The sequence below is a fragment of the Caballeronia sp. NCF2 genome (assembly GCF_023631205.1).
Classification (GTDB): Bacteria; Pseudomonadota; Gammaproteobacteria; order Burkholderiales; family Burkholderiaceae; genus Caballeronia; species Caballeronia zhejiangensis.
On record NZ_JALQDN010000006.1, the window covers coordinates 62,408 to 83,770 of the forward strand.

Sequence of the window (21,363 nt, forward strand, 5' to 3'; positions counted from 1 at the left end):
TCACCGTTGAGTAGCGTCCCCTATGAGCATCAAATCCGATAAGTGGATTCGCCGCATGGCCGAAGAGCACAAGATGATCGAGCCGTTCGTGCGCGATCAGGTGCGCGTGGCCGAGGACGGCCGCAAGATCGTGAGCTACGGCACGTCGAGCTACGGCTACGACATTCGCGTCGCCGACGAATTCAAGATCTTCACGAACATCAATTCCACCATCGTCGATCCGAAAGCCTTCGACGAGAAATCGTTCGTCGACTTCAAGGGCGATGTCTGCATCATTCCGCCGAATTCTTTCGCGCTCGCGCGCACGGTCGAGTATTTCCGCATTCCGCGTTCGTGCCTCACGGTGTGCCTCGGCAAGTCGACGTATGCACGCTGCGGGATCATCGTGAACGTGACGCCGTTCGAGCCGGAATGGGAAGGTTACGTCACGCTCGAATTCTCGAATACGACACCTTTGCCTGCCAAAATCTACGCGAACGAGGGCGTCGCCCAAGTCCTGTTCTTCGAAAGCGATGAAATGTGCGAGACGTCGTATGCCGATCGCGGCGGGAAGTACCAAGGTCAGCACGGCGTGACGCTGCCGAAAACCTGATCGAACCACGCACGTTACAAGCTTGTCGAAAGACCGCTGGCCCCGAGATTGCGACTCGGGCAGCGGTCGTTTCCATTTGGAGATTCGCCCCATGAAGTTCCGCTTCCCCGTCGTCATCATCGACGAAGACTTTCGCTCCGAAAACATTTCGGGTTCCGGCATCCGGGCGCTCGCAGAAGCGATCGAAAAGGAAGGCGCCGAAGTCCTCGGCCTGACGAGTTACGGCGATCTCGCCGCGTTCGCGCAGCAGTCGAGCCGCGCATCGTGTTTCATTTTGTCGATCGACGACGAGGAATTGCTGCCTTACGCGGACAACGTCGTCGTAGAAGGCGATACGCCGGAACTGGCGACGGCCATCGTCGCCTTGCGCGCGTTCATCACCGCGGTGCGCAAGCGCAACGCCGATATCCCCATCTTCCTGTACGGCGAAACGCGCACGTCGCGCCATCTGCCGAACGACATCCTGCGCGAACTGCACGGCTTCATCCACATGTTCGAGGACACGCCGGAGTTCGTGGCGCGTCACATCATCCGCGAGGCGAAGGTGTATCTCGATGCGCTCGCGCCGCCGTTCTTCAAGGAGCTCGTGCAGTACGCGGACGAAGGCTCGTATTCGTGGCACTGTCCGGGGCACTCGGGCGGCGTGGCATTCCTGAAGAATCCGCTCGGGCAGATGTTCCATCAGTTCTTCGGCGAAAACATGCTGCGCGCGGACGTCTGCAACGCGGTCGAGGAACTGGGTCAGCTGCTGGATCACACCGGCCCGGTCGCGGCGTCGGAGCGTAACGCGGCGCGCATCTTCGGCGCGGATCATCTCTTCTTCGTGACCAACGGCACGTCGACGTCGAACAAGATCGTGTGGCATGCGACCGTCGCGCCGGGCGATATCGTGCTGGTCGATCGCAACTGCCACAAGTCGATCCTGCACGCGATCACGATGACGGGCGCGATCCCCGTGTTCCTCACGCCGACGCGCAATCACTTCGGCATCATCGGACCGATTCCGCGCGACGAGTTCAAGCCGGAGAATATCCGCAGGAAGATCGAGGCGAATCCGTTCGCGCGCGAGGCGCTGGCGAAGAACCCGAAGATCAAGCCGCGCATTCTGACGATCACGCAGAGCACGTACGACGGCGTGATCTACAACGTCGAGATGATCAAGGATCTGCTCGGCGACATGCTCGACACGCTGCACTTCGACGAAGCCTGGCTGCCGCACGCCGAGTTCCACTCGTTCTATCAGGACATGCACGCGATCGGCGCGGGCCGTCCGCGCACGGGCGCGCTCGTGTTCGCGACGCACTCCACGCACAAACTGCTCGCGGGCATTTCGCAGGCGTCGCAGATTCTCGTGCAGGACAGCGAGAACAGCACGTTCGACCGTCATCGTTTCAACGAGGCGTATCTGATGCACACGTCCACGTCGCCGCAATACGCGATCATCGCGTCGTGCGACGTCGCGGCCGCGATGATGGAAGCGCCGGGCGGCGAGGCGCTCGTCGAGGAGTCGATTGCGGAAGCGGTCGATTTCCGCCGCGCGATGCGCAAGGTCGATGCCGAATACGGCGACGACTGGTTCTTCAAGGTCTGGGGCCCGGACGCGCTGGCGGAAGAGGGCATCGGCGATCGCGAGGACTGGGTGCTGAAGCCCAACGACCGCTGGCACGGTTTCGGCGCGCTCGCGGAAGGCTTCAACATGCTCGATCCGATCAAGGCGACGATCATCACGCCGGGACTCGACGTCGACGGCGAATTCGGCGAGACCGGCATTCCGGCCGCGATCGTGACGAAGTATCTGGCGGAGCACGGCATCATCGTGGAGAAGACGGGGCTTTACTCGTTCTTCATCATGTTCACGATCGGCATCACGAAGGGCCGCTGGAACTCGATGGTCACGGAGCTTCAGCAGTTCAAGGACGACTACGACAACAATCAGCCGCTGTGGCGCGTGCTGCCGGAGTTCGTCGCGCAGCATCCGTCTTACGAGCGCATCGGTCTGCGCGATCTATGCGAGCAGATTCACAGCGTCTATCGCGCGAACAACATCGCGCGCCTGACGACGGAGATGTATCTGTCGAGCATGGAGCCGGCGATGAAGCCGTCCGAGGCGTTCGCGAAGCTCGCGCACCGCGAGATCGATCGCGTGCCTATCGACGAACTGGAAGGACGCGTGACGTCGATTCTTTTGACGCCGTATCCGCCGGGCATTCCGTTGCTGATTCCGGGCGAGCGTTTCAATCGCACGATCGTGGATTACCTGCGTTTCGCGCGCGAGTTCAACGAGCGCTTCCCGGGATTCCATACGGATATTCACGGGCTGGTCGGCGAGATGATCAACGGACGGATCGAGTATTTCGTGGATTGCGTGCGGGATTGAGTGCACGCCGTGGCGATCACGAGCCGCATCAAAAAATAATGAATGCGGTGATCGTGTCGCGATAGGGGCCGGGCCGTGGGGCCGATTGCGCAGGCACTTGCCCATAGACGGTGAAGGTGTAGGCGACGCCCGTACCGACGCCGTTGCCCATCACAGTCCCGGACGTGCCGTCGCCCCACGGGACGGTATGCGAAGGGTCGATGTACAGCTGATAGTCGATTGTCTCGGTCCCACCCACCCGTGTGAGCTTGCGCCCAGTGATCGCGCCGCCGTCCGACGTGCCTCCGTTCAGCGCAATGTTGTACGACGCGCCCGACGTGCAGGTCGCGGTGATGCGGCTCGTCGCCTCGAGCGGCTCCTGAAAAGAACTCTGCGTGCCGAACGCCATCGGCGTCGCGGAGATGTTGCAGTTGTTCGCCACGTTGACCGATACGTTGAACGCCGCCGACTTGTACGGCGCGGTCGCCGTGCTGCAACTCGGCGGCGTGCCGCTGTAGCCCACATAGACGAAATACGTGTCGGCGGCGGTGAACGTCTGCGTGTACGTCCCCAATCCGACCTGCTGATTCGGCGGAATCCGCCCGTAGAACGGCTCCTGTGCCCACACCTTGCCGCTCGGATGCACGGGCAGGTCGATGATGTACGGCGTCGTCGACGGGTTGAGAATCGAGCCCCACACGCTCACATGATCCGGATCGACGTATAGGTTGTAGTCGAGCGTCGCGCCGTTCGGGCCGGTCAGCACGCGCGGCGACGTCGTGCTGATGTTCAGGCACATGCGCACCATCGGCGTCGTGTAGCCGGTGCAATACATGATGACCGCGCCGACGACCTCCGTCGGCTCCGAATAGGTCGTGTCGTATTCGCCGAAATCCGTGTAGCCGACGGAAAACGAACACATCTGCGCCCGCGACGCTTTCGGCAGCGCGAGCAGCGCAAACATCGCGACGACGATGACCGCGCCTCTTCGTATCCACGATCGCGTTCGCATGATTCATCCTCCGTTGCCGCGACAGACGAACGGCCCGATCTGCGGCAACTCGTGTGACGACGCGGCGTCGAACGGCACCTGCGCGGAACAGCTCGCGCCGTGTCCGCGAATCGTCACCGTGTTGGCGGCGTCGAGCTTGTTGAAGAACGCGAGGCCGTCGAAGCCGACGATCGCCGTTTCGCCCGTGCTCTCGTTGGTCGCGGCAGCGCCTTCCTTGATCGGCGCGCCGCCCGCATCGACGAAACTCACCGACGCGCCCTGATACCGCGACATCCCGAAGCGCGCGAGCACGCCCGAGCGCCGTTCGGGCGCGACGTTGAGCTTCGTCGTTTCGATACGCGCATCGGCGGGCAAGGCGAGCGGATCGATCGCGATCTGATTGCGCTGATACGACTGCAGATCCGGCACCAGCAGATGGCCGCCCGAATTCGTGACGCCGACCTTGCGGTTCTCCTGGCTCACCGGCACGCCCGCGACGCCGTCGGTGGAGACGAGCGCGAAGCCATCCGTGATCGTGCGCGCGGGCAGCACCGCGCCGTCCATGATGGCGATTGCGCCGGTCATCTCGGCGGTGCCCGTCGTCGTGCCGTTGAAGCGCTGCGCCGTCGCCTGGAATTCCCCGAAGCTCGCACGATAGTTCGCGCCCGCGAACCCATGCCGATAATCCGCGCCCGCGCCCGCCTGCACCGTCCAGCCCCATCCGCCGCTGAAATCGGCCGGACGCGACGCGGTGACGTCCGCCGTCGAGTGGCCGCCCGATTGCGCGAGCGTCGTGCTGACCGCCATGTTGCCGCCGAGCGCGACCGTCACGCCGATCGATCCGCCCCACACGTTCTTCTGCAGGAAGTCGCGGTACGCCGTCGCGAAGAGCGACCAGCGCCGCCCGAACTGCGCGTTGTACGCGAGCGTGAGGACGCGCGCGTGCCCGGAAAAGCTGTCCTCGAAATCGACATAGCTCATCGTCGCCGATTGCGTGCGCAGGAACGAAACCGACGCCGTCGCCTGATAGACATGCTGAAACGTCGACGTGCCCGTAAGCGACGCGACATCGCGATAGCCGCTCGACGCCTGCGTGCCCTGCAGACTGACGGAAAACTTCGGCCCGATGTACTGATAGCCGAGGCTGTAGAGCGAACCGGTCATACCGTCGACCTTGCTCGCGGCCGCCGCCGTGCTGAACACGCCGAAGCCGCCGGTGCCGATGACCGCGCCCGCGCCGCCGTTGACGAGTCCCTGGCCGCCTTCGGCGTGCGCCTGCAAGGTCAGCCAGTCGCTGACGCCATAGCTGAACACGCCGCTATAGATGGGCGAACGCTCGTAGTCGAAAGACTCGACCGTGTAGTTGTCGCGCAGGAAGCCGAGTTCGAACGAATAGTTGAACAATCCCTTCGACAAGAGCCGCGCATCGATATAGAGCGGCACGCTCGTCGTGACGCGGCGACCGAGCGCATCGGTGACGACGATTTGCGCGACGCCCGCGCCGTTCAGGCTCGGCGCCTGCGCGATCTGGAACGGCCCGGGCGCGACTTCGCCGCTGTACTGGCGCAGGCCGTTGACGTAGAGATCGACGGCGGAAGGCACGGCGGCCGAGGCGGAGAACATCGGCAGGGGAAACGTGATGAGGTCGGGCCTCAGCGTGAAGTCGCGCTGGATCTGGAATCCGCCGAAGCGCACGGAGCGCGACCACGGCAGCGATCCCGATACCGAATCGCCGACCGTCATCGTGAAAAGTTTCGCGGGATTCGAGTAGCTCCAGTTCGTGTCGAGCCGCGTGTATCGGTTCGAGCCGCCGTCCGCGTTGATCCAGGTGCCGGTGTTGTCGAACACGCCGAAGGGCGTGAAGAGGCGCTGCTCGCTCCACACGCCGATGCTGTTTTCGCTGTCCTCGCCGTATTCGCGCGTGTAACTCACGTCGTAGTTCATCAGGAAGCCGGTGCCTGACGTCGCCTTCGGCGTGACCGGCAGCGTGTAGCCGATCTTGCGTGTGGTCTGGCGCGCTTCGTCGACGTCGAGAATCGCCTGCTGGCGCGCGGGCGCATACGTCGCGCGCAAGCCGGGAATCGACGACAGCGCGAGCCAGCCATCGGCGTCCGGTTTGAGATCGCTCACGCGGATGCCCGCGGCTCCGAGCGTGTGCGGCTCGGCATAAAGTTGGCCGTGACGCAGTTCGAACTCCGACGGCTCGCCGAGATTCGTTCCGTTGATGACGATCTCGAGCACGAGTTGCTGATTCGTTTCGGCGAACGCGCCGAAGGGCTCCCCGCGCGCTGCGCCCGAGAGGCTCGGCAGTTCGGCGGGCGAGCCGCCGCCGGTGATGTCGACCTGCGCGATCGCCGCTTCCGACACGAGAACGAGCGTCAGCGCGACGCGAGCTTTCCGGCCCGGCGTCTTCCTGGCAGTGTCGGCGGACGAGGACATGCTCGCGGCGATGCGCAAGCGATCAAGGTCCGCCGCTCTCGCCGAGCCGCTCCGTGACGGCCGAGCCGTTGACCGTCGCCGCGACGTCCGCCGGCTTGCCGCGCAAGGCGCTCGCGGCGGCGGGCAGCGCCCACGCGCGCACGCGGCCCGGCAGGACGTAGCCGAGCAGGCCCGCGGAAATCGGAATGTCCGCGCCGCCGTTTTTCAGCGATACCGCGCTCAACTGCGCATGGATCGCCCCGCTGTTCGAGACGAGCAGAAACGGCTTGCCGTTTCTCTCGACGATGCTCCATTGCAGCTTCGGCTTGCCCGCTTCACCGGCTGGCGAAATAAATAGTGGTACAGAATATCGAAAGCGAAACTGAACGTTTGCACCGGCGGTAGCGCCTTCCGGCGGCAATTCATCGATGAGCAGACGATACGCGCGCTCCTGCTGCAACGGCTCCATGCTCGCGCGAATCACGCGGATGACCTGCTGTCCGCCCGCGGCCACTTCGGCGATAGGCGGGCTCGCGACGATCTCGCGCGTCGGCGTCAGCTTGTCCTGTTCATCGGCCTGATCCCAGACGAACGCGCGCACTTGAGCGTGGATCGGTTCGTCGCCGCCGTTGCTCAGGTTGATGACTTTGCCGTTCTCCGCGGCAGTGAGCTGGATCGTTACCGGGGAGATTTGCAATGAAGCGGCGAGCGTCGCGGAGCATTGCAGAAAGAGAAAAACCGCGCAGACGCGCGGTAGCAAGGTGGGCATCGTCGGTCTCCTTATGTCATCCCGACTATCCCATTGATATAGATTTATCTGCGAACAAGCAAGCGTCGCGCTGAGTGCGAGATGCTTGCAGCGCGATGCGAGGTTTAGAACACGACCGTCGCGGTGATGGTCGACGAATACGCGCCAGCCGCGGGCGTGTTCTGCGTCGGCACGCGGCCATAGACCGGGATGGTTTGCGCGCCGCCGTCGCCGGTGCCCGCGACCGTGTCGGTGTCCGCCGTGTTGCCCCAGACCTGCGTGCGGGCGATATCGCGATACAGGTTGAACGAGACGAATGCGTCGCCTGCTGCGTTGCCCATCTTGCGATCCGATATGGCCGAACCGGTGGCCGTGCCCGCGTCGAGGGCGACGGTGTAGGGCGTGCCCTTGGTGCAGGTGACCGACAGGCTGGCGTTCTGATCGATGTTCTGCGTGAGCACGCCGGTGCTGCCGAAATCGAGCGGATTGGCGGCGATCGAGCAATCGTCCTGAACCGTCAGCGTGACGTCGAAAGTCGCGGTCTTGCTCGTGGCGGCGAATGCATTCTGCGAACCGACGGCGCCGAGCGTGGCGGCGCTTGCAACGATGGCAATGACGGCGGCTTTCTTGAACAGGTTACGCATGAGGAACACTCCTGAGATCGAAAAGATGACTGATGCTGAATCGCGCTGGCGTCGCGAGGACATGGATGAATCATAGGGAATACGCGACTAAGACTGAATGAGACGACTCTTAATTGAGATAGGCAGGCGCGGTGTTTCGCTTGTTGTGGTTATGTCGCGGGCGTTATTGAGATTGATGCGTGCCGCGAATCACTGGCTGCCGGCACGGAGCATCTTCGTGCTAACTCATCCCGATTGCGCCTTCTAGAATGAAGAGCGATCGGGCGCGGTTCGACCATTTGAATTAGATATGCGAAGCAAATCAAAAAAGGGGATTGTCATGTTCGCTGAGAAGTGGAAATTGAGGTTCGTGCTGCTTCCGTTGGCCGTGCCGTGTGCGGTGTCGGCGCACGGTACGATCGAGACGCCGATCAGCCGCGTCTATTCGTGCTACCTCGAGGGCCCGGAAAGCCCGACGTCGGCGCCGTGCAAGGCTGCGGTCGCGGTGGCGGGGCCATCATTCCTGTACGACTGGGCTGGCGTGAATCAACTGCCCAATGGCGATCACAAGGCTTTCGTGCCCGACGGGCATCTGTGCAGCGGCGGCAAGACCAACTACTACGGTCTGGATCTCGGCCGAAGCGACTGGCCGGCCACGACGATCTCGGCCGATCTGAGCGGAAACTACACATTCGTCTGGTACGCGACCGCGCCGCACGTCACGCGCTACTTCCAGATGTACATGACCTCGGACGGCTACGATTTCAATCAGCCGTTGAAATGGTCCGATCTCGACAGCAAGCCGTTCTGCGAACTCAACAGCGCGACGCTCGACAACGGGCGCTACAAGCTGCAATGCAAGCTGCCCGCCGGCAAAACGGGCAGGCGGATCATTTACACGATCTGGCAGCGCAACGACAGCGCCGAAGCGTTCTATGCGTGCAGCGACGTGGTCATCAACGGCGCGCGCACGACCTGGCGCGAGATGCGTCCGATCCCGACGACGGCGCTGGATCAACCGGCGGGCATGAAGATCACGCTGCGGGTCTTCGATGCGGACGGGCACGATCTGGAATCGATCAGCTATACGGTGACGGCGCAGACGACGGCCGCTGCGGACTGGGTGTATGCGATGGCGCAGAAGGTCAACTCGGATGCGAAGCATGTGCGGCTGGGGCTGATCGACAACAACGGCAACATCGTGCCGCAGAAGACGATGTCGGCGAACCGCATCTACGTCGACAGTCCGCAGGACTACAACTTCGCGGTCGATTACACCGGCGCGCCGGCACCCGCGCCTTCACCTACGCCGACGCCTTCACCTGCGCCCACGCCCACGCCCACGCCAACGCCCACGCCAACGCCAACGCCAACGCCAACGCCCACGCCCACGCCAACGCCAACGCCAACGCCCACGCCCACGCCCACGCCAACGCCAACGCCAACGCCCACGCCCACGCCAACGCCAACGCCAACGCCAACACCTACGCCCGCACCGGCGCCAACGCCGACACCAACCCCCGCCCCCTCACCCAGCGCAGGAGGCGCGACATGCGCCATCGCCTGGCAGTCGGGCACGATCTACAAGGCGAAGGAAAACGTATCGGTGAGTGGCCGCAACTACAGCGCGCGCTGGGAGAACTCCGACGATCCCTCGCGCAATTCGGGCAGCGGCAAATCGTGGCAGGACCTGGGCGCGTGTTCGGGACAGACGTTGCTCGCGTGCGCCGCGCCGTGGAGCGCGAGCAAGACCTACGCGACCGCGGGCACGACGGTCAGCTACAACGGCATGAACTATCGCAACAAGTGGTGGAGCGCCAACGCCGATCCGGCGACGAACTCCGACGGCGCCTGGGAAAAAGTCGGAGCCTGCAAATGAGAGAGGGGGAGCGCGGCGCCCGCATCGAGGCGTCGCGCAAGTCTCATGCTTCAGCGCGAAAACGCCCGCGCCGGATCCACTTCGTCGCGATCCACTTCTCGCCTTTTTCGACGGGCGTGCCCGCGTGCAGCGTTTTCGGATCGCTTTGTCCGAGTTCGTTGACGTATTCGAAATAGAGCGCGCTGCCGCGCCGCGGATGAATCGCGAGTCCGATGTCCGGAAACGTCGTGTCGCCGCCTTGCTCGACTTCGTTGAGATAGAGGATGACCGTCGCGATGCGCTGCCCGCCGCGCTGCATGTGATGTTTGCTGCCGGCCTGCTCTTCGGGGAAGTAGTCGTAATGCGGGCGATATTCGCCGCCCATGCCGTATCGAAGGATATGCAGATCCTCGCCGTTCTCTACCGGCTGGCGAAACAGTTCGGCGATCCTTCGGTCGATCGTTTCGACGAGCGCATCCGTCGATGCATTGACGAACGCGCCTTCGCTCCTGCGTTCTTCGATGGTGATCTCCTTGCCCGAATCCGGATCGACGACGGACGAGCGCTGCACATGCTCGCGGCCGATCTCGATCAGCCGGTCGCATTCGGTGTCGTCGAGCACGTCGGCGACGAGCGCGATCACCGGCTGTTCGCTGCTGAACACCTTGGGCGCGGATCGATCGCTCGCGGTCAGCACGCGCGCCTGCGGCAGCATCGGCGTGCCGTAGAGATAGTCGGGCGATGTTTCATCGTCGGCTTGAGGCGCGTCGCCGGCAAGATGGCGCGCGAGCAGCAGGCGCGCGGTGTTCGGATGGAACGCGGCGGCGATCATCGCGTCGATCAGCGACTGATGCGTGCAGCCGCGGCGGATGTTGTCGTCGAGCCAGTTCTTCCATGTCGAATCGAAGCGGGGAATCGTGCTCATGGCGGCTTTCCGAGTATCACTAAACGATCGGTCCTTTCATGGAAGCACAAAAGCATCTGAATAACAACGGCGCGATTGAAACAGCCGCGCGGCTCGCGCAAAGCGAACTATGCTTTCTCAAGGCGCGGCATCGGGCCGTGTCGGATGAGGGATGAATCGCGCCATGCGAAGCGCATCGTTGAGGATCGAAGGCCGCCCTGTGATCGCCTTGTTGCTGGCGATCGGATGCCTCGCGCTTGGCGAGCGAGCGCGCGCCGCGTCGATGCTGCGCTGCGAGTCCGATGACAACACGGTCACGTATGTCAGCACGCGCATCGAAAACGCAAAGTGCATCCGCGTGAACATGAACTGGCAGTGGACGCCGCCTGCAGCGTCATCCGCATCGATGGCGTCGGCCGCGCCGCCCGCCGCGCCGCTCACGCGACGTCAGACCACGGCGCGCATCTACAGCTATGTCGCAGACGGCGTGCGCCACTTCGTGTCCAGGAAACCGGCCGGCGTTGCGGCGAACGTAACGGTCATCGAGTTGCGTTTCATGGAGACGTGCAATCTGTGCTCGCCCGGCGATGACGTCAACGTTGCGGGGCTCGCGCTCGACACGCGTTCCTACGGACGCGAAATCGATGCCGCCGCCGCGTCGTTCAACGTCGACAGCGCGCTCGTGCGCGCGGTGATTCACGCGGAATCGGCGTATCGCGCGAACGCGATCTCCCGCGCGGGCGCGCAGGGCCTCATGCAACTGATGCCGGCGACGGCGACGCGCTTCAACGTCGGCGATCCGTTCGACGCGGCGCAAAACATGCGCGGCGGCGTGCAGTATCTGTCGTGGCTGCTCAGGCGCTTCAACAACAATCTCGATCTCGCGCTGGCCGCGTACAACAGCGGCGAGGCGGCCGTCGATCGCTACAACGGCGTGCCGCCATACAACGAGACGCGCACGTATGTGTCGCGCGTGAAGACGCTCGCCGAGCGTTATCGCGACGGGCGCTGAACGCTTCACGCGTTCCCTCGCGCGGATGTTGCCGCGAGGGAACGCGCCGGCGCTTACTTCGTGTTGTCGACTTCGACCTTGCCGTTGTATGTCACCTTGCCGCGGAAGAAGTAGTCCGTGCACGCCTTGTAATCGCCCGGATTGATGAGCGAGAAGGGCATCTGATAGTCGACCAGCTTGCATCCCGTCGCCGGCTTGCCGTTGATCCACGAATAGTCCTTGTCGAGATACGCCTTGATCGCGGCGGCCGAGCGTTCGTTGAAGCCTTTCATGTTGGCGCAGCCGAGCGGTTCGTCGGCGGGAATGGTCACGCCCAGCTCGCGCGTGAACTCCTTGTACGCGTTGATGCGGTTCGTCACCTGCGATTTTTCCGCGCCGCCGCCGCCGCACTCGATCCCGCCGTTGATGATGAACACCGTCGCGCCGAAGCCCGGCTTCATGTTGTTGCCGATATCGACGGCGTTCGGTTTCCAGGTTCCGTCGACGGCCCAGGTCATCGGCGGCTTGGGCGTTTGCGGCGTCACGGCGAACCAGATCGCGGATGCGAAGTTGAGCCACGTATCCGCGACGCGTCCGGGATTGTCGAGCAGGATGTTGACGTCGCCATACAGCGCCTGCGAGAACGGGCCGAAGTTGTAGTTCCACGAGAGCTGCTTCGCGCCGCGCCCGAAGTAGTCGAGATACTTGCCCGAGGCATTCTTCGCGCACGGATAGAAGATCCAGTTCGTCGCGTGCGAGCCGGGGATGCACTGCTGATACGCGCCGACCGCCGAGCCTTCCGTGTATCCCGATTCGCGCAGGAACCACAGACCTTGCTGCCAGAAGGGAATCGGCGTGTTTTGCGGCATCGTCGCGAGTACCGGGTTGTTGTGCTCGGCGTCGTTCGAGCGCGCTTGCGCCGGCGTCAGCGAATTCCAGTTCGCGCCGGTTTCCTGCACGAAGTGCGCGAACGATGTGGCGAGCAGCTTGCGACAGATGGCGTCGGCGTCGCGTCCGTCCGTGTAGTCGCCGCAGTAGGCCGGGAATTTAGCGATGCCGCGCAGGAAGTTCACGTACGAATAAGCGATGTTGCGTACAGGGAAGAGCGCGTCGAACTTCGCTTCGGGGATGATCGCTTCGACGCGCTTCACGTTCGACGGATTGGCGGCGCGTTTCGGCACGACGGCGTTGACTTCGTCGTCGGGCAGCACGCGCAGGGCGTCGCGCAGCGTCGCGATCTGGCCGCCGGATTGGTCGATCAGCGCTTTCTCGGACGCGTTGAACTGGGCCTGCGTCGGGTAATCGGCGGGCGCGGGGATGTAGGTGATTTGAGGTTTGTAGGACGCGGGGGTTGGCGTTGGCGTTGGGGTTGGCGTTGGGGTTGGAGTTGGCGTTGGCGTTGGGGTTGGCGTTGGCGTTGGCGTCGGAACCGGAGTGGGCACAGGTACGGGCGTCGGCGTCGGCGTGGGCACCGGCACCGGAGTCGGCGTGGGCGTTGGAGTCGGAACAGGCGTCGGCGCAGGAACAGGCGCAGGAACAGGCGTAGGAACAGGCGTAGGAACGGGCGTCGGGCTCGGCGTTGCGCCGCTGCACGCGCCGAGGTCTTCCCACACGCCATACGCGCCCGATTGCGCGGGATTGTCGCCCTGCGTCCACCACTTGTTTCGATAGTTCCGCCCGTTGTACGTCACGCGCGTGTTCGCCTGCGCATAAACCTGACTCGCGGACCACGCCGTGTAGCAGCCGGACGGTGTTGGTGTCGGCGTTGGCGTTGGCGTTGGCGTTGGCGTTGGTGTCGGCGTTGGTGTCGGAACCGGCGTCGGCGTCGGCGTGGGCGTCGGAACAGGCGTCGGAGTCGGAACCGGAACCGGAGCAGGAACCGGCACAGGCGTCGGAGCCGGAGCCGGAGCCGGCGCAGGCGTCCCCGCCGCGCCGACATCCTTCCACAACGTCGGCGACGCAGCCGGATTCCATCCCGCGCCGCGATAAGCCGTATGCGTCTGCAAAGCCTGATAGACGCGTCCGTTGTACGTGACTGTCGTGCCCGCCGAATAGGTCGTGCCCTCGGTCCAGGCCTGCTGCGCGAACGTCAGACCCGCCTGAAGCATCAGCGCGGCCGGCAGCAATGCCAGCTTTCTTCGAATCGATGTCATCTCAGTCTCTCCAGCGTGAAGGTCCGGATGCGCGCCGGACGATTGAAGTCGGCTACCGTCGGCTCATGTTCTTTTCCGGGTAGTACGTGAACTTCCATTCCGAAATGCTCGTCTGCAGCCCGAAGCTCGCATCGCTGTCGGAAAATCCGTCCTTCTTGAGCGGCGCTTCGTTCGATGCGCTGTACACGCCGTATAACTCGCCGTCCGGCCCGCGAATCTCCTGCCACGGGCCGTCGTTGGTCATCGGATCGGCATAGGCCTCGCGCAGATAGCGCTGCACGTATGACGCGCGCGGATCGCGCAGCAGATCGTCGAAGCGCTTCGGGAACGCGCCGCTCTTGTCGGCCTTGACGTAAGCCTCGATCGCCCGGCGGATCGCGTCGCCGCGGCGCAGCAGCTCGTCTTCCTTCACGCGCTGGATTTGCGTGGTCCATACGGTGCCGACCGCCATCAGATAGATGGAGATCAGCGCGACGCACATCAGCGCCCACAACATGCCGAAGCCGCGCTCGCGCTTTCGACGTGCGCCGCCGCGCCGCTCACCACGCGCTGTAATCGCTGCCATCCTTGCCCTTGCCTTTCGCGCCGCTGCGCACGTTGTAGACGCCGGGTGTGCCGTCGGCGGGCGGCTCGGTCGTCCATGCGGTGCGATTGCCCGCGACCGGGTCCATCGGTATCTCGCGCAGATAGCGCTTCTGCACGAGCTCATCGAGCGATTGCGGATAGCGCCCCTGATCCGCGCGAAAGCGGTCGATGGAATCGCGCATCGCGGCGAGGTTCTGATGCAGCACGGTTTCCTTCGCCTTGTCCGCCTGGCCGAAGTAGCGCGGCACGACGAGCGTGAGCAAGGTCGCGATGATCGCCAGCACGACCAGCAACTCGATCAGCGTGAATGCGCGCAGCGCCTTCTTCCACATGGCTCTCACCACTTTCGATAGGGAACGCCGTTGAGACCGGTGCCTTCGGAGAGCGAATAGACGTCGTAGACGTCGTCGCCTTCGCTCGGCGAATCGGGCGGGCTCGCGTAGCTGCGCTTGCCCCAGGTCGCGTCGTCGGAGCGGCTCGGGCAGTCGCACATCGGGTCGCGCGGCACGCGGCGCAGAAAGTAGATGCGCGCGTGCGTCGGACTCGTCTTGTCGACGACGCCTTCGACGAGCGTTGCAAGCTTCGCCGGATAGCCCGTCTCGCCGACGGGACGGTCGATCTTGCCGTCGTCGCCGGCTTTCTTGTAGGCGTCGATCGCGTCGCGGATGCTCCACAGCGCGCGCCTGAACTCGTCCTCCCGGTTGCGCTGCGCGGCGATCTGCACGAGGGGCGCGGCGACCATCGCGAGCGCGGCGAGGATCGCGAGCGTGACCAGCAGTTCGATGATCGTGAAGCCCCTTTCCATCGTCGTCGGCCGGCTGCGCGGTTCAGGGTTGCTCGCGCGGCAGCCGCTGCGCTTCGCCGGTTGACTGAAGCGTCGGCGCGGGCGGCGGCAGGATCGCGATGGGCGGCGCGCTCGGCGGCTCGTTCGGCACGGATGGAGCCGATGGAGCCGACGGAGCGGGCAGCGGGGCTGCGGCGACCGCACCGGCCGCGACCGCCGGCGCGGCGGCGACCGGCGGCGGCAGACGCAAGCTCTCGTTGCCGGTCACGACATCGCGCTCGGTGCTGATGCGCGTTTCCGTGCCCGAATCGAACTGCATCGCGTTGCCGGTCGGCACGGCCTGATTGCGCACGATGCGCGGCGTGAGCAGCAAGACGAGTTCGGTTTCCTTCGAGTCGTCGGCGCGCGAGCCGAAGATGCGGTCGAAAATCGGCAGGCGGCTCAATCCCGGCAGGCCCGATCCCGAGCTGCGATCGTTGCGCTGGAGCAGGCCCGCGAGCATCTGCGTTTCGTTGTTGCGCACGCTCATCACGGTTTCGGCGGTGCGGGTGCCGATCTGGTACGCGACGAGCCCGGTCGACGTCGTGATCGTGTCGGTGACATTCGACACTTCCATGCGCAGCTTCACCTGCACTTCGTCGGGACTGGCGATCACCGGCGCGACTTCCAGCGTGAGGCCGACGTCCTGATAGTTGACGCTCTCGGAGCTGAAGTTGCTGGAGAGCGTCGTCGTGACGACGGGCAGCCGGTCGCCGATCAGCACCTTCGCCTTCTCGCGATTGCGCACGCGGATGCTCGGATTGGCGAGCGTGCGCGTCTTGCCGTGCGTCTGCAAAAAGTTGATGCCGACCGGCCCGATCCGCACCAGCACGTCGCTGCTGTTGAGGTTATGCAGTTGTTCGAGCGTGACGGTGTTGTCGGGCAGCGTGGTGCCGTCGTCGATCGTGCCGGACTTGAGCCCGAACGTGATGCGGTCCGGATACTGGATACCCATGTTCAGCAGATCGGACGACGACACTTCGAGCACCTGCGCGTCGATGACCACTTCGGCGGGCGTCACGTCGAGCGCGCGGATGATGCGCTCCGCCACTTTGATCGTGTCCGGCGCGTCGCGCATGATGATCGCGTTGGTGCGCTCGTCGAGCACGGCGTCGCGGGTCTTGACCATCTGCTTGAGCACGCCGAGCACCTGCGCCGCCGTCGAGTTCTGCAGATAGAACGTCCGCACGACGAGATCCTTGTACTCGGTTTCCTTGTCGGGCCGCTTCGGGTAGATGAGGATCGAATTGCCGCTCACGATCTTGCTCGAAAGCTGATTGGCCTGGAGCACCATCGACAGCACCTGCTTGACGGGCGTGTTGCTCGCGAAGATCGTGGTCGGCGCGGTCGCTTGCACTTCGCGGTCGAACGTGAAGTTCAGCCCTGTGATGTTCGACACCAGCTCGAAGATGCTGATGATCGGCTGATCGCGGAACTGCACCGTGATCGGTTGATCGAGGTCCTTGTTGAGCTTCGGCTCGATCGATTGTCCCTTCGGCGCGAGCAGTTCTTCGCGCAGCCGGATCGCGCGCGCGTTGTCGGGCTGCTTCGCGAGCACGTCGATAACGGCCGAGAGCGCCGCCTGCGGCTGATCCAGACGCACCGATTCGGCGTAGCGCACTTCCGCGTCGATCGGCGCCTGTCGCTCGATCCACTCGATCATCTCGCGCGGGTTGTCGTCGCCGGGCGCGGCCTGCTGCGCCTTGTGCGCCCAGCCGAGCGCCTGCGCCGCGTCGCCCGCGCGGTACGCGACGGTCGCGCGTTGCAGGTATTCCATCGACAGCCTGCGCCGCAACGCGAGATACCAGCTTCTGATTTCCAGATCGTCGGGATACTGCGCGCTTTGCTGCGCGAGCAGTTCGAGCTGGGCGTCGGGCGGCATGCCCGCGAGCCGGTTTTGCAGATCCTGCCGATGCAGATCCCCCGCGCATGCCGCGATGAGCGGAATCAACAGGCAGACCGTCACGTCTTTGAGCCGGCTCATTTGAGTTCTCCAAGCGACAGCGTCTGCCGGCGCTTCAGCGGCAGGTACGTGAACTGGACTTCGCGGCGGCTGATGTCGTCGATGCGATAAGCGTTCAGCATCACGTCGCCCTTGTGCAGGAAGCCCTTCTTCTGGCAGTTCATGCAGAGCGGGAACTCGCGGTTCGCGCCGGAAATGACCACATAGAAAACGCCTTGCTGATCGAGCCAGAGCGAGCGAACCGCGAACGGCAGCGGCGGCGGCTCGGGCGGCGGCGGCGGCTTCGACGGCTTGGGCGGTTCGGGCGGCGGCGGCGGCGGCGGTGGCTGCCAGTTCTGCGTCGGAAAGAGATCGATGGGCGCGGGTCCGGCCGCCGCGACGATATCGGCTGCGCTCGCCGCCGGCGGCGCGGAAGCGGGCGCGGCGGGCTTCGCCGTCGATGTCGCCGCTGACTGTTGCGGTTCGGGCGCCGTATCGTCGCCGCCGCGAAAATACGTGAATACGACGAGCGCGAGCGCCGCCAACATCAGCCCCAGCACCGGACGCGAGATCTTCAGGGTGCGCAGGTCGAGCCGGCTCATTTCGTTGCTTCCACGAGAAACGCGCATTGCAGGCGCACCTCCAGTTGCGTCACGCCGATATTCGGCCGCGACAGGGTGAGCCGTTCGCAGCGCAGGCCCGGCAGCGTCCGCAGTTCGTGCATGAAGCCGCGGAACTGCAGATAAGTGGCGCTGAACGTCGTCTCGACGACATAGCGCCGCAGCGACGGATCGTCCTTCTCCTGCGCGGCGAGCTGATACGTGATCTGCGGAATCGCGATGCCGTTCTTCGCCGCGATCGCATGCAGACTGTGCAGGAACACGAAATAACGCTCCTCGGGGCTGACCGGTGCGACGGCTTCGTCGGGCGAGGGTGGCGGCGGTTGCGTCAGATGGACGGCGCGCGCGTTCAGATCGGCCTCACGCTGCGCGATGTCGCGATGCAAGGGCAGGATGTCGGTCAGCGCGACGATCGCCGCGCCCGCGATGAGCAGTACCGCGAGCAGCCCGAAGGCGCCGAGCCGCCACTGCGCGCGCCGCAGTTCCCAGACGAGGCGGTTCATCGGCGCGCTCCGCTCGGATGGGCGGCGTGGCTCGCCTGGGGCCGCGCTTGCGATGCGGCCGGAGCGGCGGAAGCCGGCGATGCCGCCGATGCCGCCGATGCCGCCGAAGCCGCCGAAGCCGCCGTCGATGCCGCCGAAGCCGCCGTCGATGCCGCCGAAGCCGCCGCCGATGCCGCCGAAGCCGCCGCCGATGCCGCCGATGCCGAAACAGCGGCCGCAACCGCCGAAGCCGCCACCGGGCGCGCGACGAACGCCTTCCACGTGACCTGCAACGACGTCTCCACCGATGGCGCCGGCGGTCCCGGCTTCTGAATCTGCCGCTTGATCGCGACGCTTTCCGCGCCGGGCTGCGCCTGAAGCCAGTCGGCGTAAGAGATCGCTTCCTGGACCGAGCGCGTCTCGAACTGCATGTTGATCTGCCGCGACGCGGTGACGAAATCCAGCGACAGCAGCGCGATATTCGGATGCCATCCGCCTTCGATCAGATCGCGCGCCGGTTCCGTCGCGTAGCGCTGCTGCGCCATCAACTGCGCCATGCGCGCGTCGCCGGACTCGCGATGCGCGTTGCTGATCACATGAAACTTCGCTTCCTGCTTCGCGATCGTCGCCTCGCGTTCGTCGAGCGCCTCGCCTTGTTCCTTGAGCGCGTCGCGATACTGCATCGCCGCGATCAGCGCGACGATCCCGACGACGAGCGCGAGCAGCCCCACGGCCGCGCCGGGCCGGTTCGGACGATGCAGGTCGATGACGGGCGCTTTCATGTCGCGGCATCCCAGGGCGCGGGCAGCCATTCGACGAGCGCGGCGTCGGCCGACCAGCGCTCGCGCGCGTCCGGTCCGCCCGGTCCGCCCGGTCCAATCACGTAGCGGCGTTCGGGCGGCGTATCGGCGCAGAGCGCGAACGCGTCGCGCAGCACGCCATCGAGCGCGCCCTCGCGCGTGCGCGTCACCGGCAATGCGATGAAGGCCGTCCATCCGCCGCCGCGCCGCAGCCCGATATGCGCGATGGCCGCGTCACGCTCCGTTTCCTCCAGCGCGACGATCGCGATCGCGCCGTCGCGGATGCGCGCCGCATGCTTCTGCATCGCGAAGGTATACGCCGGCTCGATGCCGAGCAGTTGCAGCTTGCGCGTCTTGCACAGACGCTCGATGCCCGCGCACAGCGCCTCCGATATCGCGGCGGCGAGGCGTCCCTGTTCCCACGCGCCATCGGTGACGGCGTAGCGCCACGCCTCGGTGCCCGCGCCCATCTGCACGGCCTGCACGCGTGCGGCGGCGACCCAGTCCTGCGGTTTCGGCAGCGGCTGCCACGGCAGCGCGTGATAGCGCGCGAACGGTGCGCCGACCACCACGCGCAGCCCATGCAGACCGAGGTTCGCGGGCTTCGGCGCGAGCGTTTCGATGGCCTTGAGCGCCGCGGCGACATCGTTCGCCGATGACAGCGGCATCGGCGCGCCGCCGAACGTGCGGGCGTGCCGTCCGTCGATCCAGATCGTCGTGCGGCTCATGAATGCGGGCGTTTTGATCGACGGCGCATTCAGCTTCGGCCGCTTCTTCGCGACGCTGCGCAACGCTTCGAGATGGTCCGACCAACGCGACATGATTCGCCTCCGTCAGCCTTCGACCATCGTGACGCGATTGACTTCGGCGAGCGTCGTGCGTCCGTCGGCGACCGCGCGCAACGCGATGCCGCGCAGCGGCACGAAGCCGCTCTGATACGCGAGTTGCTTCAGCTCGACGATCGGCCGCCGCTCGACGAAGCATTGCTTGATCGCATCGTTCAGGCGCAGCACTTCCGCGATCGGCTGACGTCCGAGATAGCCCGTGCGCCTGCACGCCTCGCAGCCCGCGCCTTTGCGGAAACGCCAGCCGGCGATCTCTTCGCGCGTGAGCGCCGAAGCGCGCAGCAGCGCGTCGTCGGGCGGATCGTCGTCGCGCACGCAATGCGGGCAGTTCTTGCGCATCAGCCGTTGCGCGACCGCGCCGAGCAGCGCGTCGACGAAACTGTGCATGTCGACGCCCATGTGCAGGAAGCGGTCGAGCACGGAGAAGACGTTGTTCGCGTGGACGGACGTCAGCACGAGGTGGCCGGTCAGCGCTGCCTGCACGGCGATGCCCGCCGTTTCGCCATCGCGGATTTCGCCGACGAGAATCTTGTCCGGATCGTGCCGCAGGATCGAGCGCAGGCCGCGCGCGAACGTGAGCCCTTTCTTGTCGTTGATGGGAATTTGCAGCACGCCCGGCAACTCGTATTCCACCGGATCTTCGATCGTGATGATCTTCTCGTCGCCGGTATTGATTTCGGTGAGCGTCGCGTAGAGCGTCGTCGATTTGCCCGAGCCGGTTGGCCCGGTCACGAGCAGGAGACCGTACGGCTCGTGCGCGATCGTGCGGATCGCCTCGACGATCTCCGGCTCGTGGCCGATCGAATCGAGCCGCAGCGCGGTGGCGCCGGCCTCGCCGCGTTGCTTGTCGAGCACGCGCAGCACGGCGTCTTCGCCGTGGATCGACGGCATGATCGAGACGCGAAAATCGATCTCGCGCTGATTGATGATCGCCTTGAAGCGCCCGTCCTGCGGAATGCGCCGCTCGCCGATATCGAGATCGGCCATGACCTTCAGGCGCGACAGCACTTGCTCGGCCGTGTCGATGCCCGGCGCGCTCGCCGTTTCCTGCAGCACGCCGTCGATGCGGTATTTGATGACGAGTCCCGCCGCCGTGCTTTCGATATGGATATCCGATGCGCGGGCCCGCAGCGCGTCGTACAGCGACGAATTGACGAGCCGGATCACGGGATGCACGTCGGCGGCGAGCGTGGCGAGCGTGATCTCGACGCCCGCATCGGCGCTCGCCGACGACTTGCCCTCGACGCTGATCTGCGTGAGCGCCTGATGCGCCGATTCATGCAGCGCGAGGTACGCCATCAGTTCGGCGGGCACGCAGAACGCGAACGCGAAGGGCTTCTTCACGCGGTTCATCGCCCAGGCGCGCATGTTGGCGTCGAAAGGGTCGGCGAGCACGAGCCACAAGTGCGCGCCGGGGTCGTCGGCGAGCAGGCACTTGCGCGACATCGCGTCGCCGAAAGAGAGCAGGTCGAAGCGCGGCGTGAGCGTTTCGAGCGCTTGCGCGTCGAAGCCGCGCAGGCCGAGCGTCGCCGTCACGTTATGCAGATAGTCGGCGGGATCGTGATCGGCATCGTCCCAGAATCGCTGCTGGCGCGTGCGCGTATCGGGCGCGATGTGCGCGGCTTGTTCCAT

General features: G+C 65.0%; 19 protein-coding genes. 4 read left to right on the forward strand and 15 right to left on the reverse strand.

What is annotated here, in order from left to right:
- The first annotated feature begins 22 nt into the window (after positions 1-22).
- Positions 23-592, forward strand: coding sequence for a dCTP deaminase (gene dcd / locus NCS02_RS03725; RefSeq protein ID WP_008351052.1), 570 nt, complete (start codon positions 23-25; stop codon positions 590-592).
- Between the two features lie 91 nt (positions 593-683).
- On the forward strand, positions 684-2,969 hold the full coding sequence (locus NCS02_RS03730; RefSeq protein ID WP_008351050.1) for an arginine/lysine/ornithine decarboxylase: 2,286 nt from the start codon (positions 684-686) through the stop codon (positions 2,967-2,969).
- A 28-nt stretch (positions 2,970-2,997) separates the two neighbouring features.
- On the opposite strand, the gene NCS02_RS03735 is transcribed toward NCS02_RS03730, so the two are convergent.
- The 4 genes from NCS02_RS03735 to NCS02_RS03750 form a co-directional block, all read right to left on the reverse strand.
- Positions 2,998-3,960 (reverse strand): Csu type fimbrial protein, encoded by a 963-nt coding sequence (locus tag NCS02_RS03735; protein ID WP_008351048.1) that lies wholly within the window; start codon positions 3,958-3,960, stop codon positions 2,998-3,000.
- A 3-nt stretch (positions 3,961-3,963) separates the two neighbouring features.
- Positions 3,964-6,378, reverse strand: coding sequence for a fimbria/pilus outer membrane usher protein (locus NCS02_RS03740; protein ID WP_244807773.1), 2,415 nt, complete (start codon positions 6,376-6,378; stop codon positions 3,964-3,966).
- A 22-nt stretch (positions 6,379-6,400) separates the two neighbouring features.
- Entirely contained in the window at positions 6,401-7,126 is a 726-nt protein-coding gene (locus tag NCS02_RS03745; protein ID WP_034472900.1) for a fimbrial biogenesis chaperone, read from the reverse strand.
- 104 nt (positions 7,127-7,230) lie between these two features.
- Positions 7,231-7,749 (reverse strand): Csu type fimbrial protein, encoded by a 519-nt coding sequence (locus NCS02_RS03750; RefSeq protein ID WP_008351043.1) that lies wholly within the window; start codon positions 7,747-7,749, stop codon positions 7,231-7,233.
- 319 nt (positions 7,750-8,068) lie between these two features.
- On the opposite strand from NCS02_RS03750, the gene NCS02_RS03755 reads away from it, so the two are divergent.
- Positions 8,069-9,607, forward strand: a complete 1,539-nt coding sequence (locus NCS02_RS03755; protein WP_250522891.1) for a lytic polysaccharide monooxygenase — start codon at positions 8,069-8,071, stop codon at positions 9,605-9,607.
- Between the two features lie 43 nt (positions 9,608-9,650).
- Here the strand turns inward: NCS02_RS03755 and NCS02_RS03760 are convergent, their stop codons facing one another.
- On the reverse strand, positions 9,651-10,511 hold the full coding sequence (locus NCS02_RS03760; RefSeq protein WP_008351040.1) for a 2OG-Fe(II) oxygenase: 861 nt from the start codon (positions 10,509-10,511) through the stop codon (positions 9,651-9,653).
- 151 nt (positions 10,512-10,662) lie between these two features.
- Between NCS02_RS03760 and NCS02_RS03765 the strand changes: the two genes are divergently transcribed.
- On the forward strand, positions 10,663-11,502 hold the full coding sequence (locus tag NCS02_RS03765) for a lytic transglycosylase domain-containing protein (RefSeq protein ID WP_250522892.1): 840 nt from the start codon (positions 10,663-10,665) through the stop codon (positions 11,500-11,502).
- 53 nt (positions 11,503-11,555) lie between these two features.
- Here the strand turns inward: NCS02_RS03765 and NCS02_RS03770 are convergent, their stop codons facing one another.
- From NCS02_RS03770 to NCS02_RS03815, 10 genes are read right to left on the reverse strand one after another with little or no spacing between them, the layout of a single operon-like run.
- On the reverse strand, positions 11,556-13,634 hold the full coding sequence (locus NCS02_RS03770) for a glycoside hydrolase family 19 protein (RefSeq protein WP_250522893.1): 2,079 nt from the start codon (positions 13,632-13,634) through the stop codon (positions 11,556-11,558).
- 52 nt (positions 13,635-13,686) lie between these two features.
- Positions 13,687-14,199, reverse strand: coding sequence for a type II secretion system protein (locus NCS02_RS03775; protein ID WP_008351032.1), 513 nt, complete (start codon positions 14,197-14,199; stop codon positions 13,687-13,689).
- On the reverse strand, positions 14,174-14,551 hold the full coding sequence (locus tag NCS02_RS03780; protein ID WP_008351031.1) for a type II secretion system protein: 378 nt from the start codon (positions 14,549-14,551) through the stop codon (positions 14,174-14,176). Before NCS02_RS03780 ends, NCS02_RS03775 begins: the two co-directional genes overlap by 26 nt.
- A 5-nt stretch (positions 14,552-14,556) precedes the next feature.
- Complete coding sequence (locus tag NCS02_RS03785) at positions 14,557-15,024, reverse strand: type II secretion system protein (protein ID WP_244807779.1); 468 nt, start codon at positions 15,022-15,024, stop codon at positions 14,557-14,559.
- Between the two features lie 22 nt (positions 15,025-15,046).
- Positions 15,047-17,026, reverse strand: coding sequence for a secretin GspD/PilQ domain-containing protein (locus tag NCS02_RS03790; protein ID WP_244807780.1), 1,980 nt, complete (start codon positions 17,024-17,026; stop codon positions 15,047-15,049).
- Complete coding sequence (locus tag NCS02_RS03795) at positions 17,023-17,586, reverse strand: hypothetical protein (RefSeq protein WP_008351026.1); 564 nt, start codon at positions 17,584-17,586, stop codon at positions 17,023-17,025. Before NCS02_RS03795 ends, NCS02_RS03790 begins: the two co-directional genes overlap by 4 nt.
- Positions 17,583-18,107, reverse strand: coding sequence for a hypothetical protein (locus NCS02_RS03800; RefSeq protein WP_244807781.1), 525 nt, complete (start codon positions 18,105-18,107; stop codon positions 17,583-17,585). Before NCS02_RS03800 ends, NCS02_RS03795 begins: the two co-directional genes overlap by 4 nt.
- The gene (locus tag NCS02_RS03805) at positions 18,104-18,868 is read right to left on the reverse strand and encodes a hypothetical protein (protein ID WP_244807782.1); all 765 of its coding nucleotides are present in this window, start codon (positions 18,866-18,868) and stop codon (positions 18,104-18,106) included. The genes NCS02_RS03800 and NCS02_RS03805 overlap by 4 nt, the downstream gene beginning before the upstream one ends.
- Positions 18,865-19,707, reverse strand: coding sequence for a hypothetical protein (locus NCS02_RS03810; protein WP_244807783.1), 843 nt, complete (start codon positions 19,705-19,707; stop codon positions 18,865-18,867). Before NCS02_RS03810 ends, NCS02_RS03805 begins: the two co-directional genes overlap by 4 nt.
- A 12-nt stretch (positions 19,708-19,719) precedes the next feature.
- Positions 19,720-21,363, reverse strand: coding sequence for a GspE/PulE family protein (locus tag NCS02_RS03815; RefSeq protein ID WP_008351022.1), 1,644 nt, complete (start codon positions 21,361-21,363; stop codon positions 19,720-19,722).